Below are 19,671 nucleotides of genomic sequence, written 5' to 3'. Positions count from 1 at the left end.
AAATTGTTATGTTTATAAGCTAAAGCTATCAGTAGCAAAAGCAGTTTTATTTATTTGTTGTGCTAAATTATGAAGTACGGCATTTGGATGCCATTTATCACCAAATACCCACTGTTCGACAGTTTGTTGGGCTAAATAAGTGTTAGTGGGCTGAAAATTATTACGCGCCCATGAATAACTATTAATGTTTTGATTATTCGCAAAAAAATACCTAGCGCCAAATTTGTTTGCCTTATTACGGCTTTTATCAGGGTAGGTTTTTTTGAATATTGGTTTGTCAGCCATGTGGCTAGAGAACTGGTTATTAATTAAATAAAACTGTGCATCATAATGATGTCGACCTAACCAAAAACCTTTTACACCATCAAATTCACTGTCATTTACAACGAGCTTTTGATTTACATTGAGTTCGCCATCATGCCAAAGAGTGGCACTTTGCTTTATGTTGAAGAATTTAGAATGCTCAATTAACGCGGTACCACGAGGACACACCATATCGGTTGCGCCAGTAAATGAGCAATATGAATGGTAATATAATCCATCTTTTTATTCCACAAACTCAGAGTATCGGCCCCGTCGGAACTAATGTTACATTGATGCAAGGTGATGCGGGTGGCCTTTTCAAAACTACGAACCGCAAACTGGTGCTCGTTAGTATTGTGTTCTCGGCCGTAGTGATTATTGATTTGTAAGTTGACGATATTTATATCGCTACCGTCAATATTTACAACCGCCGCCCCCCAATCACTGTCGTGATTTTTTCGCCAGTTATTTCTAAGCTCAGGAAAAGTAATTCGCGTATTACTTTGCGACTGACCAACTAAACTTAAGTTATTGCGAGTTATAAATAGCTTTTCGTTATATTCGCCAGCGCTGATTAAAATAATAACGCGTTTAAAGTGAGTACTCGCATCAATAGCTTGTTGAATCGAGCTGAAATATTTAGGGTTATGCTTATCCACATACAAAATAGTACTGGGCTCACTTCCAATGGCCGGTGTTTTTGAGTGGATGTTGCAACTAACCAATAGACAAATAACGAAAAAAGTAAACTTCATCATTAACGACCTATTATTGACGTTTTTATTGAATCAGTATCAATACCTACAATCGCCCCTCGGTGTTGAATAACCTGTCCGGCTAATAAGTTACCAGCTTTGGCACAGTCCTCTATTGAATTACCGTGTAGCCAGTATGCTAGAAACCCCGCGTTAAATGAATCCCCAGCCGCTGTTGTATCAGTAACATTATCGACTTTGTTGGTTTTAAAATAGCGGGGCTCTGAAGTGTTTTTATTACTGTACTGACAACCATCAGCACCTGTTTTTATGAGCACATGCTGAGCGCCGGCTTTGTGCAAACGAAAATGGCAAGCGGTAATATTATTATCGGCCCAAATTTGTACTTCATCATCAAAAGTGAGCAATGATAAATTAGCAAGCGCATACATGACTTTGTTGGTTTTTTTACAGTGTTCATCACTTGCCCAAAGAGCCGGGCGGTGATTACTGTCATATATAATATCGACACCTTGATGAGCAAGCTTTGTTAGAATTTCAAGCAGGGTATTGCAATCTTTAACTGATAAAATAGCGAGTGATATCCCTGATAGATAAATAGCATCAAAATGACTAAGAAGCGCGACAATATGGTTAAAATCAGGATGTGTTACCAAATATTTTGCTGCTGAGTCGCTTCGCCAATATTGAAAAGAGCGCTCTCCTTGAACATCGTTTTGAATCATATACAAACCAACCTGTTTATCAGGTGCGATAAGTACAAAATCAGTATTTAATTGATGTTTTTGCCACTGCTTTATCATCGCGGTGCTCAATGTGTCGGCACCCATGCAAGTAACATAATTTACATCAACACTTTGACCTGCGAGCTTTTTCAAATAAATAGCGGTATTCATTGTGTCACCGCCATAGTTTTGTTGCATAGAAGAAAATAATTGACCCGATAGCTCAACCATACACTCGCCAATAATTGCTATTTTTTTGATAGACATTTAAAGCGTGACTCCTTTTTTCCAGATAGCGACTTCACGAATATCATTCTTTTCATTACAGGTTTCTTTTCCGTTGACTATCTCAACAAGCAAGTCAACAAACTCACCATGCACTTGCTCCATACTTACATCGTTGATGAGCACACCAGCATCAAAGTCTATCCAGCGTGTTTTTTTCTTGGCTAGCTCTGAATTAGTGGCAATTTTAAGCGTAGGAACAAAGCCGCCATAAGGGGTGCCACGACCAGTGGTAAATAGTACAATGTGGCAACCAGAAGCACCTAAAGCACTTGTTGCAATTGGGTCATTGCCAGGTGCATCTAGTAAGTTTAAACCGGGTACGCTCAAACGTTCACCGTAGTGTAAGACGGCTTGTACTTTGCTGCTGCCAGCTTTTTGTGTACACCCTAGTGATTTATCTTCCAATGTGGTTATTCCGCCTTTTTTATTTCCAGGTGACGGATTTTCGTAGATGGGTTGATTATGTGCTTTGTAATAACCTTTAAAGTTGTTAACCATTTCAACTAACTTATGAAAGGTTGCTTCGTCTTTACAACGCGACATTAATAGCGTTTCGGCACCAAACATTTCTGGTACTTCGGTTAACACGGTTGTACCGCCTTGGGCTATTAAATAATCTGAAAACACACCTAGCATAGGGTTAGCTGTTATGCCCGATAGGCCATCACTGCCACCACACTCTAAACCAAATTTAACTTCACTTAATTTTCCAGGTTCGCGTTTGTCGTGCTTTATTCGACTATAAATTTCTTCGAGAAGAGCGACACCATCTTCAATTTCGTCATCAGCTTGTTGTGTGATTAAAAATTTAACGCGGTTTTCATCAAAATCCCCAAGCCCTTCTTTAAACACATTTAATTGGTTGTTTTCACACCCCAAGCCAACAACCAACGCACCGCCTGCATTAGGGTGCAATACCATGTTTTGTAAAAGAATACGGGTTGTTTCTAAATCATCACCGAGCTGTGAGCAGCCAAATTGATGAGGAAAAACATGAATTCCGTCAATGCCAAGATCAGGGTTTCGTTGCATAAACTCTTTTTTCATTTGTGCAATCATACCGTTTACACAGCCAACAGTAGGGATAAGCCAAATCTCGTTGCGTATACCAATTTCGCCATTTTTACGACGATAAATATTAACATCGGGTGATGGAGTTGCTGCTGCTTGGTCAATAAACTCAGGGGTGTATTGATATTCAAGTTCATCGTTTAGGGTGGTTTTAACACAGTGTGTATGAACCCACGTACCTTTTGGTATATTAGCTAAAGCAAAGCCAATTGGAGCTCCATATTTTATAACTTTCTCGTCTTTTTCTATGTCACGCAAAGCTACTTTATGACCTTTGTCTACATCTTGAGTTACTAAAATGTCGATGCCATCAACCGGTAATGTTTCGCCTGCTCCAATATTGCGCATGGCAATTGCTACATCATCGGTTGGGTGTAATTTGATTAATGGTTTCATTTTATTGACCTAATTTACTTTCAATGGTGGCTGCTACACTGGTGTTCAACATACTCTGTAGATAGCCTACGATGCTTTGTTTAAGGCCTGAAATATCATTTAAATTTGTTTCCCAGTGCCAATCACAGGCTAGGAACTTTTCAACCAATTGATCAATACTTAAGCTACCACGGTCATACTCCAGCCAGTTGTCTTTAAAAAACGCTAACCATTGTTCGCTATCACTGAGAGCTATAGACTCATCATTACGTACACCACGGTAAAATAAAATTTGTCCAGCCATTGCCATCGCAATTAACTCAGGAACCTTTTGGTTTAATTCCACATATTTAAATAGCTGAGGTAGCAGGCGTGTCTTAAATTTAGTCATACTGTTTAGTGAAATAGACAATAGTAGATGGCAAATATAGGGGTTTCTAAAGCGGTTAAGTACATCGCTGGCAAACTTCTTTAGCTCATCTGCGGGTAAATCAAGGGTCGGAATAATCTCATCAGCAATGAGTTGAGTTAAATATCGTTCAAATAATTGAGCATTAAGGGCATCACCAACCGAGTCAATATTTGCCATATATGCCAGCGGCACTAACGCTGTATGTGCTCCATTTAAAATAGCCACTTTGCGTTGTTTGTAAGGTGAAATATCGTCGACAATTTTTATATTTACGTCACTGTCTTTCAAACACAATAACTCAGCGAGATGTTTTGGTCCTTGAATAACAAATAAGTGAAAATACTCGGCAGTGACCATAAAGTTGTCTAAATAACCGAGTGACTCTTGCAGTTGTTGATGTTCGTCTCGTGGAAAGCCTGTCACAATACGGTCAACTAGGCTTGAGCAAAAATGGTTATGTACATTTAACCATTGGGTAAACTCTTCTGGTAATTGCCAGTTTTTTGCGTACTTTAAAACGATTTCTTTGAGCTTTTCGCCATTGTAATCAATAAGTTCGCACGGAATAATGACCATGCCACTTTCTGCTGAGCCAGCAAAGTGATTAAATCGATGAAATAACCATTGTGTTAGCTTTGCTGGGAATGCTTTTGCAGGTTTATCCTCTAGCTTGTCTGAATCAATGTACTCTATGCCTGCTTCAGTTGTATTTGAAAAAATGATTTTCAAATCAGAATTTGTAGCAAGCTCTAAAAAACGCTCAAGGTTTTTATAAATAGGGATCTCTTCATTAACGCAACCAATAATACGCTCTTCACTTACGGTTTCACCTTGCTCATTTAAGCCACGAATAATAGTGGTGTACAAACCATCTTGTGTATTTAGCAGCGGTAATGTGTCGTAATCAATTGGGCGAATAATTGCAATGCCTGCACTTAGATCACTCGTTTGGTTTAATTTATCTATTTGCCAATCGACAAAAGCGCGTAAAAAGTTACCTTCACCAAATTGCATTATTTTTGTTGGGTATTTGTTTTTATTAAAGTTTTTTCTATTCAATGTTTGCATAATATAACCCATTTTGAGTATCGATTGGCCTGTTGTTGATTTCATACTACTTATAAATGCCACCGGTGGCAAATTAAATTTGACAAACTGCCACCGGTAGCGAAGAATGGCTTTTAACAACTCAAATTATTTTATTTACATTATATAAATATAGAGATTAACGATAGGAATTGGCAATGAGCATGCATTTATTCGATTTAAAGGGAAAGACGGCCTTAGTAACTGGGGCCAGCCGTGGATTAGGGCAGCAAATAGCCTTGGGTTTAGCTCAAGCAGGTGCAAATATTATATGTAGCAGTAGCCAAGAGAATGGTTGCAAAAACACGTGCCAGATGATTAAAAATGAATCAGGGCAAGTGATTGAATTATCTGCTGATTTAAGCCGCGAAGATGCTGTAATTTCGCTTGCGGAGCGTGCATTAGAGTATGCTGGGACTGTTGATATTTTAATTAATGTAGGTGGCACTATTTTTCGAAGTCCAGCCGTAGATTATCCGTACGAGCAGTGGCAAAACGTAATGAAAGTAAATGTTGATGCTAGTTTTTTACTTGCTCAGGCACTTGCACCTGCAATGATTAAAAAAGGGCAAGGGAAAATTATCAATATTGCGTCAATGCTTTCATATAGTGGTGGCATGACAGTACCTGCTTACACAGCAAGTAAACATGCTATTGCAGGCGTAACTAAAGCATTAGCGAATGAATGGGCGCAATATAATATTCAAACAAATGCAATTGCTCCCGGTTACTTTAAAACCGATAACACACAAGCTTTACAAGATGATCCTACTCGAAACAGTGAGATCGAAAAACGTATACCAGCAGGGCGTTGGGGTGAAGCTGAGGATTTAATTGGAACCGCCATCTTTTTATCATCAGCTGCTAGCGATTATGTTAATGGTCATATTTTAGCTGTTGATGGCGGCTGGTTAGCACGATAACTTTATTTTAGGTAGCAAACTATGAGTACAGAAATTGAGTCACGTTACGCCGTTGGTCCAAATGAAGTGAAAGGCTACGATACACAGCAGCTCAGAGATGAGTTTTTGGTTGATAAGCTTATGCAAGTAGACAAAATTTATTGGCTGTACACGCATTACGAACGTTTTATGGTAGGTAGTGCGGTTCCAACAGCAGGAGCTTTAACGCTAGAGACAGTCGATAACCTTAAAGCAGCTCATTTTTTGAATGGACGTGAATTGGGCATTATCAATGTAGGCGGCCGAGGTACGGTAACTGCAGACAATGAGACGTTTGAACTTAACTACAAAGATGCTTTGTATATAGGCAAAGAATCAAAAAATGTGACGTTTAAAAGCTGTGATAACACAAATCCAGCTAAGTTTTATTTAAATTCGGCGCCAGCACACCATAAATACCCAAATAAACGAGTTACCCGTAATGATGCAAACGTCTTGCATTTAGGCGCTTTAGAAACGTCTAACGAGCGTGATATAAACCAAATGCTGATTAATACAGTTGTAAAAACTTGCCAATTACAAATGGGTTTGACTGAGCTAAAGCCTGGTAGTGTATGGAATACAATGCCTGCTCATCAACATGATCGACGTAATGAAGTGTATTTTTATTTTGAAATACCAGAGCAACAAGCTGTGTGCCATTTTATGGGAGAACCCACAGAAACGCGCCATTTATGGATACATAATGAACAGGCCGTTGTTTCACCTGCGTGGTCTATTCATTCTGGATCGGGTACTCAAAACTACAGTTTTATCTGGGGGATGGCTGGCGAAAATCTAGATTATGATGATATGGATAAATATCAGCCTCATGAACTGAGGTAATGTAGTTCGTACAATCGCTTATTCACACACACTGATAAGAAGAAATATAATAATGCATAAGAATCTTCTCAATGTCGTTTTTTTGGTTTTATCGATCGGGCTACTCACCAGTTGTAGCGATGATAAAAAAACCATACGTTTAACATTAGCGCATACACTTGATACTCGTCATGTGGTTCACAAGGCGATGGAATTTATGGCAACGCGGCTAGATTACTATTCAAAGGGGAGTATGGAGATAGTAATTTACCCAGGTGGCCAACTTGGTTCTGAGCGAGAATTAATTGAACTATTGCAAATAGGCAGCCTTGCTATAACCAAAGTATCAGCCAGTCCTCTTGAAGGGTTTGTACCTGAAATGAAAGTATTTGGTATCCCTTACTTATTCAGAGATAGTGAACATTTTTGGCGAGTACTTAATAGCGAAACAGGCCAAAATCTGCTCGATAAGGTTGCAACTGCAAAACTTAAAGGGCTGGGTTATTACGATGCGGGTAGCCGTAGTTTTTATACAACGAATAAACCAATCAACACACCTGGTGACTTAGTGGGTGAAAAAATAAGAGTACTGAATAGTCCAACTGCGGTTGCCACTGTTCAAGCCCTTGGTGGTGCAGCTGCGCCTATTGCATGGGGTGAACTCTATGCAGCTCTGCAACAAGGTGTTGTTGATGGTGCAGAGAATAACCCACCTAGTTATTACTTATCTCGCCATTATGAAATAGCAAAATATTATTCATTAGATGAACACACGTTTGTACCTGATGTGATTATAGCCAGCCAAAGTGTGTGGGATTCGTTAAATACCCAGCAGCAGCAATGGCTAAGCCAAGCAATGGCTGATTCAGTAAAGTACCAGCGTTCGTTATGGCAAACCGCTTCTGATGACGCCCTTGCAAAAGTAATTGAAGCGGGTGTTGAAGTAACCTATCCAGATAAAAAAGCATTTCGCGATCAAGTCGTTGAGTTTCATGCGTCTTTTGACAACACTCCTGTTGCAAAAGTAATAACAAAAATTAAAGCAATGTAGTGAGAGATGATGCGTAAATTTAACACACTTTTAAATCACCTAATTGAGCGTATTTTGATTATGGCTATGGTTGCCATTGTTGCGGTGGTTTGCTGGCAGGTTTTTTCGAGATTTATAATGCGTTCGCCAAGTTCATATACCGAAGAATTAGCGCGCTTTTTGCTTATTTGGATTGGCGTATTAGGTGCAGCCTACGCTTATCGAACACGTGCACATTTAGGGCTTGATCTGTTTTATGAAAAAATGAAACCGAGACTAAAGCACAAATGCGCTATTTTTATAGAATTAATAGCGCTAATAACAGCCAGCAGTCTATTAATTTATGGGGGCGCTTTATTGATGCTATTAAGCTTTGATTTGAAGCAAACATCAGCAGCTTTAGGCATTAATATGGGATTTGTTTATTTAGTGTTGCCATTAAGCGGGGTACTTATTGCGATTAATTGCTTAGATAATTTACTTCAATTAGCCGCTACTAGACAGAAGGAGGAGGTGTAATGGATTTTACAGCAATAATTCTCGTCGTTACTTTTTTTGCATTACTACTTATTAATGTCCCTATTTCAATATGCATTGGTTTAGCTACTTTACTCGCCTTATTAATGCATATGGATTTTACGCCGGCGGCGACGACTATCGCCCAACAGCTAGCTGGTGGATTAGATAGTTTTGCTTTACTTGCTATTCCATTTTTTATTCTCTCTGGGCTTATCATGGGCCAAGGAGGGATCGCCAAGCGGTTAATCGAATGTGCGATGGCATTAATAGGGTTTTTACCTGGTGGCTTAGCGTTGGTAAATGTTTTGTCGTGTATGCTATTTGGTGCAATATCAGGTTCTGCTGTAGCTGCAACCTCAGCGATTGGTAGTTTTATGGTACCAGAGATGAAAAAACATGGTTACAGTGAAAACTTTGCGGCTGCTGTCACCGCGACGGCATCCACGACGGGCATGCTAATTCCACCCAGTAATATTTTAATTATTTATGCAATCGCCAGTGGTGGTGTTTCAATTGCGGCATTATTTATAGCAGGCTACCTTCCGGGTATATTAGTTGGACTTGCATTAATGACTGTTTGTGCGGTGTATTCTATTAAAAATAAATACCCTGTAACAGCACGCCTACCGTTGAAAATTGTTATTGAAAAAGTGTTGGCTGCCTTTCCTAGTTTACTGCTTATTTTTATTGTAATAGGCGGTATTATTGGAGGGGTATTTACTGCAACTGAAGCGGGGGCAATCGCGGTAATTTATGCGTTAATATTATCTGTTATTGTTTATAAGGAAATTAGTTTAGCCGCGTTACCTGGAATATTACTAAAAGCATGTGAAACAACCGCGATTGTAATGCTCATCATTGGTGCTTCTTCTGCAATGTCTTGGCTGCTATCGTTTACCCATATTCCGCAAATTGTCAGTGATTTCTTTTTAACACTCAGTGATAACCCAATTATTATATTATTACTCATAAACTTGATTTTAATTCTAGTGGGAGCATTTATCGATATGACTCCTGCGGTGCTTATTTTTACGCCAATATTTTTGCCTGTGGCTGAACAGTTTGGTATGTCGCCTATACAATTTGGTATTATGATTGTATTAAATTTATCCATAGGGTTGGTGTCGCCACCAGTAGGAAGTGTACTTTTTGTAAGTTGTGCAGTGGCTAAAACGTCTCTTCATAAAATTATTAAGCCAATGATCCCATTATATATCGTTATGTTTTTAGTTTTAATGCTGGTTACATACGTACCTGCTGTGAGTGAGTTTTTACCTCGCTTATTTGGTCTTATTGAGTAACATAATCTGAACTTGGGATAATAAACTTGTCTTAAGCCGTAATTTTCACGCTAACAGCGCTGAATCTACTACAATAGGCTATACAAAAAGCGGTTGGTCGAATTTATTTTGCGTAAAAGCCAACCGCTGTTATAACTATTGTCTTACAAAATAATTTATTTTTGGGTTCATTTTTGCCTTGAAAGACTAATCACTGCAATGGTTTCTTTACAGACATCAAGTAGCTGGTAAAATTGAAGATTACCCTTGTTCAGGAACTTATAATGTCAGTAACGATCAATGATGTAGCACGGCTTTCAGGTGTTTCAAAACGTACTGTTTCTCGCGTAATTAACTGCTCACCAGCAGTAGGTGAGGCAACGCGTGAGCGGGTACTGGAAATAATTAAAGAAACAGGCTTTTCACCAGATAAGCAGGCTCGTGGACTCGCATCTAGTCGTTCTTATTTATTAGGGCTAATTTATGATAACCCTGATGCGCTTTATATTGACCAAGTACAACGCGGTGCTTTAAGTGTGTGCGCCGAACTGGGTTATGAGCTAGTTGTTCACCCTGGGTCGTCAAAGCATGAGGACTTTATTGATGATTGCTTACGTTTTATTTCACGCTCAAAATTAGATGGCGTGATTATCCTACCACCAGTATCTGAAAATAAAGCACTTGCGGCGGCTCTTCGTGAAGCACAATGTCCTTATGTACGCCTTGCCTCTGTTGATTTAGATGATGCAGACAATATAGTTGTCTCGGATGAGCGTGCAGCCATGCGTGATATGGCAAGCCATTTAGTTGAACTTGGTCATACCGATATTGGTTTTATTTCTGGGCCGCAACATTTTCGTTCATCTACTGAGCGTTTAGCCGGTTTTTTGGCTGAGTTACAGGTTTACAATGTGCAACTACCAGACAGTCGTATTGTGGAAGGGAAAAATAATTACGAAAGTGGCTTAATGTGCGCACAAACACTGTTAGACACGCCTAATAGACCAACAGCTATTGTAGCTAATAATGATGAAATGGCCGCAGCGGCATTACGAGTTGCAAGTAACTTAAATATCAAAGTACCCGATGAGCTTTCAGTTGCAGGATTTGATGATAATATTTTAGCGTCGCGCATTATTCCTTCGTTAACGACGATTCGTCGACCTGTTTATAATATGGCATGTTTAGCAGTACAAAAGTTAATAAATAAGTCACGTGCAACAAAAGAAAAGTTACCACTTCAAAAAACGGTTACGCCCACTTTAGTTAAGCGAGAGTCGACAGGGCAATGTAGCGAATAATACCAAACGGCATAAATACTTGAACAATTTAGTGAATTAAATCACTCTATAACGTTGTTAAAAATTTTTTATTTAGAACAATTAGATATAAAATTTTTTGCCTAGTTATAGTGCAATTTTCTTATCGTTAAATAGACCCCATATATAAGCCGGTTGGTATAAAATACCCGTTATAGCTGTTTTTTTAAAAATAACGTCATTGCTTTTATTGTGTCTGTTTGCCAAGGTTGGAATAGCCAAAAACAATGAGGAGCATCCTTAAATTGATAAACTTCAGTGGTTATACCCAGAAAGTTTAACTTTTGGATGGCTTTTTCTCTGCCTGCATAAAAACGCTTAGCACTACTATTGATAAATAAGGTCGCGGGTGAGCTTGCGTTAATATAGTTAATTGGTGACGCATTATGCCAACGCTGGGGGTTATCTTCATATCGCGAACCGAGCCAAGCACTCGCAGATGTTATTTTTTTACTTGGGTCATTTTCATAGCGTAGGGCTATAGGTGTTGTAAAATCGCTCAATCCATCAATATTTATTAATACGTTAGCTTTTATAAGTGGGTTATTAGTTTCTTTTAATTGCCCTTGACTGTAGGCCAGTAAGGCCGCCATTTGCCCTCCTGCAGAGCTGCCAATTAGCGCTAGTTTTGATGTATCTATATTATATTGTGCTTTATGAGTTGTAAGCCAATTCAGCGCAGTGGCTAAATCATTAATTGCAGCAGGATATTGCGCCTCTGTTGATAATCTATATGCAGGCACTGCAACCACAAACCCTTGTGCTGCAATAGAAAATGCTAATGTTTTTAATAGTTCAGGTGTTCCTGATTGCCAGCCCCCACCATGAATCATGACAACAAGTGGTAAGGAAGCGGTTGAATTTTTGGGGCGATAAATAGACATTGCTAATACATGGTCGGTAACTTTTTTATAAACAACATCCTGATAGGACAAGATTTCGCGGGGTATTGTTTGTGAGGGTAACTGTATTTGTGGGTAATCCTTTATTAATTTTTTATACCTATTTTGCAACGTGTACTCTTTTCCATATGCGGATGATATTATAAAAAAGCTACCTAGAATGAGTATAATACAATAAATTAATCTGTTGCTATTACGCATTTTTAATTTTGCTCTATTGGTGTGAAACGAAAATAATCAACATCTATAAATTGCGTTGCGTTTGGCTTAGATGCAACATGAAATAAACCCACTTTTGCTCCTACCCAGCGTCCTTTTGTAGCACTAAAATGTTCACCAATAATTCGAAAAGGATCTGTGCTATTAGTGCGATAACTAAAAATAGCATCGCCAGTGGGTTGCATTGTCATACGTAACTCAACATTATTACCAGAGAAAGGTTGAGGTTCTTTTAAGTGTTCATTACAGCCTTTACGTGCATTTATACATTGTGCGTAAACCAGTTGATTAGTTTGCGTTTCTTTATCATAAGTAATACCGATCCATGCATAGTTCTCACCAAATAAAACAAGTCCTGCTTGGCCTTTTAATGGCAATTTAGGTAACGTAAGTTTAGTGGTTAGAGTAAAGGTATTTGTGGGTAATTTTTGTAGTAATAGAGAAGGTGTTAACCACAAGCTGTCATTGCTTTCGGCTATTTTTTTCTGCTGATATAAGCGCAAAACACCAAGCTTTTTAGTTAGCGAATACCAACGTACATCAGAATTTGCATTCCATTGCCATTGTAGAGCCAGTTGTTCAGCAGTAAAATCATCACTTGCTTTAAGTGATTTAATCGTCACTGTATCGCTATGCACTGGTTTTTTATAGCGTAAAACAGGCTCACCTATTTCATCACCGTCTTCGTCTTTGCCGATGATAGGCCAATCATTTTTCCACTGCATTGGTTGTAAATGTACGATACGGCCATACGCTTTTTTTGACTGAAAGTGGATAAACCAATCTTCATCAAAGTCAGTATGTATCCAAGCACCCTGATGCGGGCCATTAATAATAGAATTACCTTGATTCATAACTATTTTAGCTTGGTAAGGACCGGCTATATTTTTACTACGAAACACCGATTGCCAACCTAAATCAACGCCACCTGCTGGGGCAAATATATAATAATAGCCATTACGCTTATAAAATTTGGGTCCTTCAATCGTCCTATATCCAGGGAAATTTTTGCCATCAATGATATGAGTAAATAGGCTGCTTACCGATGATGCATCGCTTGTCATTTCCCTCAAACTTAAAACATTATTAAAGCCTGCTCTACTCTTTGCCCAAGCATGTAATAAGTAACTTTTACCGTTATCATCCCACAGAGGTGTTGGATCGATGAGTCCTTTTCCTGATAAAATTAAGCGCGGTTTGCTCCATTTTTTGCTGGATTGGCTGTCGTGGTAACATAAATACCAAAATCAGGATCTGGGTAAAATATCCAAAACAAGTTATTGTGATAACGTATATTTGGTGCCCAAACACCATTACCATGTTGCACTTTTTGGTAATGCGTTACGGGGATCTGTTCTGTTAGTGCGTAATTAATTAAAGACCAATTAACTAAATCGGTTGAATGAAGTATTGGCAATCCTGGGGCTGAATTAAAGCTAGACGCGGTCATGTAGTAGTGGCCATTGACAGCAACAACATCAGGATCGGAATAATCGGCGTGTAATATAGGATTTGTATAATCGTCGGTATTTAAACTAACGCGGTTAATACCAGTATTATCTGTTACATAGGCCGCGTCTGGTGGGGCAATTGATTTGGCTGAAAATGAAAAAGTAACGAGGTAATATACAAAAAATTTTAACAGTATTATTATATTTATTGGTCGCATTATTAGGCCTTAACGCATCAAAGCAAGGCTAGCTAAAATAAATGGCCCTACGCCTTTAGGATCATTGGCTCGAATATCCTCACTTATATAATACCCAAAGCTACCATCGCGATAGGGTGTACCACCAAGGCCTGCTACGGCACATGTCTGAGTAAAAGAAATACGTTGGTTCGTTGCATCGACTAAAATAAATTGTTTAATTAAACCGTTGTAGCTTCGCTGTGCATGTAACAAGTAGTCCGCAGGAAGGTAGCCGTTCATAACACCTTGAGCCATAGCATAAGTCAACATAGCGCTGCCTGATGATTCTAGGTAGTTGCCTTTAATACTTGCTTTATCAGTTACTTGAAACCAGGTGCCAGAACTATCTTGGTAAATAAGAGCGGCATCAATTAGCGCCTTAAAGCGTGTGTTTAGCCACATTTTTTTATTGTAATTGTTCGGGAGTTGGTCAAGTACGTCGACCATTGCCATGGCATACCAACCAATAGAACGAGACCAATGATTAGGCGATTGTCCTGTTTTAGGATTTGCCCATGCCTGTTGTTTAGATTCATCCCACCCATGTACAGGTAGTTTAGTATCACTGCGATAAAGGTATTTTTCTATTAATTCAAACTGTTTGATTACATCGTCGAATTGCGTTTCGCTGCCATAGCGGCGTATATATTGTGCATAAAAGGGCGCACCCATATAAAGCCCATCGAGCCACATTTGGGAGGTATAACGCTTTTTATGCCAAAACCCACCTTCTTTAGTACGAGGATGATGTTCTAGCTGCTTGTAAAGAGTATCGATTGCTAAGCGATATTTATTGTTTTTAGTCTCATCATACATAAAAAACAATAATTTACCGGCGTTGAGCATATCAATATTATACTTACTCTGTTGATAGCTTTTAATGGTGCCATCTTCATTAATTAAGCTATCAACATACTCACGTATATAATCAAAGTAGCGTTTGTCTTTTGTATTTTGATAAAGTCGAGAGAATGCGAGTAGCTCAAGGCCGTGTGTGTAATCCCAACGTGGCGCTTTGCGCCAATCGAGGGTATACGCCTGTGGGTTGCGCTGCATCTCTGATTCAGCCATTCTGATAGACCATAAATTTTCATTTGGTAATGGCTCGGCTTTCAAAGTAAAAACACAACAAAAAATACAGATAAGCACTGAAAATACAGCTGAACTAAATGGTAAATGCATAGTAACGCAACCTTATTTTGAAGAATGACTTACTTTACTGAGTTATCTATACCTAGTAGCTTAACCATTTCGATACCAGCCAAAATGTATGGTGCAACACCTTTGGGATCGTTACGGCTAATAGGTTCGCTCATGTAATAGTCATAGCTTCCATCACGACCAAAACCTAACCCTGCTACGTAGCATTGATTTAGCATAGAAACAGTTCCATCTTTATGAACAAGGGTAAATTCACTGAGTAAACCTTTATAAGCTGATTTTACTAAAGCAGTATATTCTTTAGCTAAGTAGCCTTTATTGATTGCTTTGGCATAAAAGTAAATAAACATTGCTGTGGCTGACGACTCGCGGTAATTACCGCGCTGCGCAGGTTTGTTAAGTATTTGCCACCATGTTCCGGTGTTTTGATCTTGAACACTTTTAAGGCTAACGGCAATCTCACCAATCATTGTGACTAAAAAATCACGCTGCTCGATATTTTCTGTCGGAATATAATCCAGTACATCAACAACAGCCATGGCTAACCAGCCCATGCCGCGAGCCCAAAATTCTTGCGACAATCCTGTGTTTTTATCAGCCCAACTTTGTGCTTTTAGCTCATCCCATGCATGGTAGTAAAGCCCTGTATTTGAGTCGCGTAAAAATTCGCGAGTAAGTTTAAATTCGTTGACTACTTCATTAAGCGTTTCTTGCTGTTTATGACCAAGCTCGAATTTTTTTGCATAATGAGCTAAAAATGGCATACCCATGTAAACACCATCTAACCATACTTGACCTTGGTATTTCTTTTTATGCCAAAAAGCACCAGCAGAGGTGCGTGGTTGATCGTGCAATTGTTCTCTAAGTGTTTCAATAGCTACACGGTATTTAGCCTCACCTGTACGCTCATATAAGCTAATTAAGTTTTGGCCAGGGGGATGTTATCAATATTGAAGTTACTTTTTTTATACGCATAAATTTTACCTTGATCAGAAATGAAGCTCGCGGTTACTTTTTCAATGACTTCGCTGTACTGTTTTTTTCCGGTCAATAGAGCTAACTGATTATATGCGTAAGGCTGAATACCAATGATATCGTATTCAAATTTTGGTAAGCGTTTACGGTTTACATCCCAGCCCATATAGTGATAACCAAGTACTTTATGAGAAAGCTCGGTGTCAGCTAATGCCTGTGTCCACTTTAAAGCACTTTTTGCATCAAGTGGTGCTTTGAATTGAGCTGCTGATAAACGCGTTTTAATTCGCAAACGTGGTTTTTGTGTTAATTTTTCGGCTTCCTTGTTTAAATAATCAATAAAAGCATCTTTACTATTTATGCCGCTTTCTGGTTGCCACACTGAAGCAAAATAGTAATTAACACGTTGCTGAGATTTATCCCCTTTAGGCTCAAGTATCGCGAGATAGTTGTTTTTATCTTCGGTTACTTTTTTTAGATCGCCTTTTTTGAAAAAAATAGCCATACCAAGTGGTGATTTATCTAAGCTTTGTTTACCCCAACTAGCAATATAGCTATAGCCATAGTTACTTAAGTTGTTTAAATCACCTTGTATGAACACAGTATTTTCATGTTTAACAATGCCTGTAGCCATATTCGGTAAGTCTTTACTTAGCTTTAGTGCTACATTTGCTAGGCGTGAACCTGCATGCATACTAATATCAGCAACAAGATTTTGTTGATTATATGAGCTTTTCCAGTCGTTATAATCTAGCTGTACACTCGCGCGTAAATCGCCATTTTCGACAATGCGTGCTGTCCGTGTTTTTACATTGGCGACGTGCTCAAGCTGGTTTTTTGTATTCATTACACCAAAGCCGCCTGCACCGAGAGAGCTTCCTACTTTAAGGATATCCATCCCCCAACGTGCTTTGTGATGATAAGATTCATATCCATCTAAGCCAACTTGGTGTAACACGGGTTCTGGTGTTAATTTACCGAAAATATCAAAGCCATTTCGCCAATCTAAATAAAAGCGATAGCCTACTTTGTCTGATTCAATACCGGGTCCTTCATAGCGTATCCAATTTGAATGGTCCGTATAGTAATCTGGCGGTGTAAGTGATTTAACATTTTCAAAATGACCTCCAACGTATTCTTTTTTACCTGTATTTATTTGGTGTTTAGGGGGGCGACTATGCGGGTGCCATTGCCCAGCAACTTTATGGGCAAGATCTGCCTGTACTCGTTTTACTTTATCGACAGGTTTAACACTAACAGGTGTATTTTCAATAGTAATACTGACAGGTGTGCTGTTATTTAAATCAACAACAAAGTAAAGTCCGTCAACAGTGCCATCGTAGTCAATATCAACTGCTTGACTTGGAAGTTCCACATCAGCACTGAAAACGCTGAGTGCTTCTTTTGATGTGAGGCCTAAGTCGTAGTAGCTCACGTAGATAGGCTCATCAGGACGTGCAAAATCAGAGGGGTTACTGATTTCTATTTGTGCTAAAGGGGGCGCTTTTTTAAGTGTTGGTAATGCTGCAATGCTTTCTTTTTGCTGGCAAGCCGATAGAAACAAACTTGCAAAAATAATAGCACCGGATGTGAGTGCAAACTGTTTTAAAGGGGCGTTTATTGTCATAATCTTCTCCCAATAATAACAGCCAAGCAAAAAGTACTTGGCTGTTAATTAAATAAGCTAATCTAATTTATATGCTTTTTTAACTAACCCATAGGTTAATTGATAAGCTAACGTGTGAGCTGTTTCTTCATTAATTTGATGATTTGTTACCAGCTCGGCTAAATATCGGCAATCTACTCTGCGTGCTACATCATGACGTGCAGGAATTGATAAAAATGCTCGCGTATCATCATTAAAGCCCACCGTGTTATAAAATCCAGCAGTTTCAGTTGCTTGCTGACGAAATCTTAACATACCTGCGGGGCTATCATGGAACCACCATGCTGGGCCTAGTTTTAAACTAGGGTAGTGGCCTGCGAGGGGCGCAAGTTCACGACTGTAAGTTGTTTCATCAAGGGTAAATAGAATAATCTTTAGATTTGGGTTATTTCCGTATTTACTTAACAGCGGTTTAAGTGCATTAACATACTCGGTTTGACTTGGTATATCTGCGCCTTTATCTCGGCCAAATTGATTGAATATTGGTAAGTTATGATTTCGGTGTGCCCCCGGATGAATTTGCATCACTAGGCCATCTTTTATACTCATTCCAGCCAGTTCAGTTAGCATTTGGGCGCGAAAAAGCTCTTGTTCTTGTTCTGTTGCTTGACCTGTACGGCATTTTTCAAAAAGGGCTTCACATTCATTTAAACTTAAATCAGCAGTTAGTGCACTAGGGTGACCATGATCAGTTGCTGTTGCTCTGCCTTCTTGTTTAAAATAATCACGGCGAGTTTGAATTGCACTTAGATAACCTTGCCATGTAGCAGTATTTTGGTTGGTTAGTTCACCTAGTTTTTTTATATTTTCAATAAAGTCTTCTCGGCTTGCATCAACAACATCATCTGGTCTAAACGAGGTAATAACACGTTTTTCCATCGATGTACCAGCAATCGCTTTATGGTGCGCGAGTGTATCCAAAGCACCTTCAGTTGTTGCAATTAGTTCAATGTTGAATCTGTCCATCAGTGCTTGTGGCTTAAATGCTTTTGTTGCTAAGGCCGCCGTTATTTTTTCATAGTAGTCTTGTGCATTTACAGAGCAAAGTTTTTCTGTAAAGTTAAATACATCACTAAATACCGCATCTAACCAGTAACCACTTGGTGTGCCAGCAAATAGGTGATAATTGTCAGCAAAAATTTGCCACGCTTTTTTTGGATCCGCATTTCTCGAGCGTTCCATATCACCTTCAAGGCCATGCTCGGGGATCCCTAGCGTGGTAAGGTCAATACCTTGGCTGTACAGCATTCTAAATACATAGTGATCAGGTTTAATAAAGAGTTCAGTTGCGTTGCCAAAGTTCTTATTTTCGTTAAACCAACTTGGATCCGTATGCCCATGTGGGCTAATAATTGGTAAATCCTTTATTTTTTCATACAGTTGGCGTGCAATCTTAATAACGCTTGGATCACTTGAGAAAAGACGGTCTGGGTGTAATTTTAATTGTTCAATATTCTTCGTCATGGAAATTCCTGCATTCATTTCTTTTACCTATTTAGCCACCGGTGGCAAATTTTATAAACTTAAATTATTTAGCTTCGAGTACGTGTGAACATGCCTGTGTAATAAGTTGCCACTGTTTATTTATCACCCATTGAGGATTGGCTACCCATGTACCACCTACGGCAAAAACATTACTCAGAGCTAAATATTCTTGATAATTATCTTGATTTATTCCACCTGTTGGACAAAAGCGAACATCTTTAAATACGCTCGATACTGCTTTTAAAAAAGGCTGGCCTCCAGCAAGAGAAGCGGGGAATAATTTTTGTTCATTAAAACCAAACTCTGTTGCAAGTAATATGTCAGAAGTATTTGATACACCAGGTAAGCATGGAACTTCACAGCTAGAAAGCGCATCCAGTAATTTAGAAGAGACGGCAGGAGTAACAATATAATCAGCACCTGCGTTAAGTGCCTTGTCCAAAATATGTGTACTCGTCACCGTTCCTGCACCAACAATAAGGTTTGGTATTGCGTGTTTTATAGCTTTTAAGGCATTAATCGATTGCTCTGTTCTTAATACAACTTCAACAAGATGAATCCCTGATTCGTACATTGCGTTTGCTATATCAATACCTTGTTGTTCATCATTAGCTTGAATGATTGGTAAAATAGGTTGTGATGCCATTAATGCGGAAAACGGTTTATTGCTCATTCATTTACTA

The 19,671-nt window shown here is 38.9% G+C and carries 18 protein-coding genes and 1 pseudogene; 6 read left to right on the top strand and 13 right to left on the bottom strand.

Annotated elements, in window-relative coordinates:
• Nucleotides 1-12: 12 nt before the first annotated feature.
• Genes P4S71_RS01770 through P4S71_RS01750 form a run of 5 tightly spaced genes read right to left on the bottom strand, consistent with a single transcriptional unit; the run spans nucleotide 13 to nucleotide 5,003 of the window.
• Nucleotides 13-495: a hypothetical protein gene (locus P4S71_RS01770; RefSeq protein WP_337149913.1), complete on the bottom strand. Its 483-nt coding sequence runs from the start codon at nucleotides 493-495 to the stop codon at nucleotides 13-15.
• Complete coding sequence (locus P4S71_RS01765) at nucleotides 468-1,061, bottom strand: pectinesterase family protein (protein ID WP_337149912.1); 594 nt, start codon at nucleotides 1,059-1,061, stop codon at nucleotides 468-470. Before P4S71_RS01765 ends, P4S71_RS01770 begins: the two co-directional genes overlap by 28 nt.
• Nucleotides 1,061-2,011 carry a sugar kinase gene (locus P4S71_RS01760; protein WP_096794401.1) on the bottom strand — a complete coding sequence of 317 codons (951 nt, stop codon included), beginning with the start codon at nucleotides 2,009-2,011 and terminating at the stop codon, nucleotides 1,061-1,063. Before P4S71_RS01760 ends, P4S71_RS01765 begins: the two co-directional genes overlap by 1 nt.
• Entirely contained in the window at nucleotides 2,012-3,499 is a 1,488-nt protein-coding gene (locus P4S71_RS01755) for a UxaA family hydrolase (RefSeq protein WP_008134477.1), read from the bottom strand.
• Between the two features lies 1 nt (nucleotide 3,500).
• Nucleotides 3,501-5,003, bottom strand: coding sequence for a tagaturonate reductase (locus P4S71_RS01750; protein WP_337149911.1), 1,503 nt, complete (start codon nucleotides 5,001-5,003; stop codon nucleotides 3,501-3,503).
• Nucleotides 5,004-5,134: 131 nt separating this feature from the next.
• On the opposite strand from P4S71_RS01750, the gene kduD reads away from it, so the two are divergent.
• The 6 genes from kduD (at nucleotide 5,135) to P4S71_RS01720 (ending at nucleotide 10,872) form a co-directional block, all read left to right on the top strand.
• Nucleotides 5,135-5,899, top strand: a complete 765-nt coding sequence (gene kduD / locus P4S71_RS01745; protein WP_008134475.1) for a 2-dehydro-3-deoxy-D-gluconate 5-dehydrogenase KduD — start codon at nucleotides 5,135-5,137, stop codon at nucleotides 5,897-5,899.
• A 21-nt stretch (nucleotides 5,900-5,920) separates the two neighbouring features.
• Nucleotides 5,921-6,763 carry a 5-dehydro-4-deoxy-D-glucuronate isomerase gene (gene kduI / locus P4S71_RS01740; RefSeq protein WP_007377228.1) on the top strand — a complete coding sequence of 281 codons (843 nt, stop codon included), beginning with the start codon at nucleotides 5,921-5,923 and terminating at the stop codon, nucleotides 6,761-6,763.
• Nucleotides 6,764-6,815: 52 nt separating this feature from the next.
• Nucleotides 6,816-7,793: a TRAP transporter substrate-binding protein gene (locus tag P4S71_RS01735; RefSeq protein ID WP_337149910.1), complete on the top strand. Its 978-nt coding sequence runs from the start codon at nucleotides 6,816-6,818 to the stop codon at nucleotides 7,791-7,793.
• 6 nt (nucleotides 7,794-7,799) lie between these two features.
• Complete coding sequence (locus tag P4S71_RS01730; protein ID WP_007377230.1) at nucleotides 7,800-8,291, top strand: TRAP transporter small permease; 492 nt, start codon at nucleotides 7,800-7,802, stop codon at nucleotides 8,289-8,291.
• On the top strand, nucleotides 8,291-9,592 hold the full coding sequence (locus P4S71_RS01725) for a TRAP transporter large permease (protein WP_007377231.1): 1,302 nt from the start codon (nucleotides 8,291-8,293) through the stop codon (nucleotides 9,590-9,592). The genes P4S71_RS01730 and P4S71_RS01725 overlap by 1 nt, the downstream gene beginning before the upstream one ends.
• Before the next feature lie 263 nt (nucleotides 9,593-9,855).
• Complete coding sequence (locus tag P4S71_RS01720; RefSeq protein ID WP_007377232.1) at nucleotides 9,856-10,872, top strand: LacI family DNA-binding transcriptional regulator; 1,017 nt, start codon at nucleotides 9,856-9,858, stop codon at nucleotides 10,870-10,872.
• A 170-nt stretch (nucleotides 10,873-11,042) separates the two neighbouring features.
• Here the strand turns inward: P4S71_RS01720 and P4S71_RS01715 are convergent, their stop codons facing one another.
• From P4S71_RS01715 to eda, 8 genes and pseudogenes are all read right to left on the bottom strand, one after another.
• On the bottom strand, nucleotides 11,043-11,774 hold the full coding sequence (locus P4S71_RS01715) for an alpha/beta hydrolase (RefSeq protein WP_157770570.1): 732 nt from the start codon (nucleotides 11,772-11,774) through the stop codon (nucleotides 11,043-11,045).
• Nucleotides 11,775-11,995: 221 nt separating this feature from the next.
• Nucleotides 11,996-12,736 (bottom strand): hypothetical protein, encoded by a 741-nt coding sequence (locus tag P4S71_RS01710; RefSeq protein ID WP_337150164.1) that lies wholly within the window; start codon nucleotides 12,734-12,736, stop codon nucleotides 11,996-11,998.
• A 36-nt stretch (nucleotides 12,737-12,772) separates the two neighbouring features.
• Nucleotides 12,773-13,680, bottom strand: a pseudogene (locus P4S71_RS01705) (glycoside hydrolase 43 family protein); the annotation flags it as partial.
• Between the two features lie 9 nt (nucleotides 13,681-13,689).
• Nucleotides 13,690-14,883, bottom strand: a complete 1,194-nt coding sequence (locus P4S71_RS01700) for a glycoside hydrolase family 88/105 protein (protein ID WP_096794406.1) — start codon at nucleotides 14,881-14,883, stop codon at nucleotides 13,690-13,692.
• Nucleotides 14,884-14,912: 29 nt separating this feature from the next.
• Entirely contained in the window at nucleotides 14,913-15,737 is an 825-nt protein-coding gene (locus tag P4S71_RS01695; protein WP_337150163.1) for a glycoside hydrolase family 88/105 protein, read from the bottom strand.
• 44 nt (nucleotides 15,738-15,781) lie between these two features.
• The gene (locus P4S71_RS01690; RefSeq protein WP_337149909.1) at nucleotides 15,782-17,464 is read right to left on the bottom strand and encodes a DUF4861 domain-containing protein; all 1,683 of its coding nucleotides are present in this window, start codon (nucleotides 17,462-17,464) and stop codon (nucleotides 15,782-15,784) included.
• A 57-nt stretch (nucleotides 17,465-17,521) separates the two neighbouring features.
• Nucleotides 17,522-18,967 carry a glucuronate isomerase gene (gene uxaC / locus P4S71_RS01685; RefSeq protein WP_337149908.1) on the bottom strand — a complete coding sequence of 482 codons (1,446 nt, stop codon included), beginning with the start codon at nucleotides 18,965-18,967 and terminating at the stop codon, nucleotides 17,522-17,524.
• A 64-nt stretch (nucleotides 18,968-19,031) separates the two neighbouring features.
• Nucleotides 19,032-19,661, bottom strand: coding sequence for a bifunctional 4-hydroxy-2-oxoglutarate aldolase/2-dehydro-3-deoxy-phosphogluconate aldolase (gene eda, locus P4S71_RS01680; protein WP_007377238.1), 630 nt, complete (start codon nucleotides 19,659-19,661; stop codon nucleotides 19,032-19,034).
• Between the last annotated feature and the right edge of the window lie 10 nt (nucleotides 19,662-19,671).

Source organism: Pseudoalteromonas sp. B62, from assembly GCF_037162565.1.
Lineage (GTDB): Bacteria > Pseudomonadota > Gammaproteobacteria > Enterobacterales > Alteromonadaceae > Pseudoalteromonas > Pseudoalteromonas fuliginea.
Note: the sequence above shows the minus strand (reverse complement) of the source record. Positions and strands in the feature narration are given on the sequence as shown.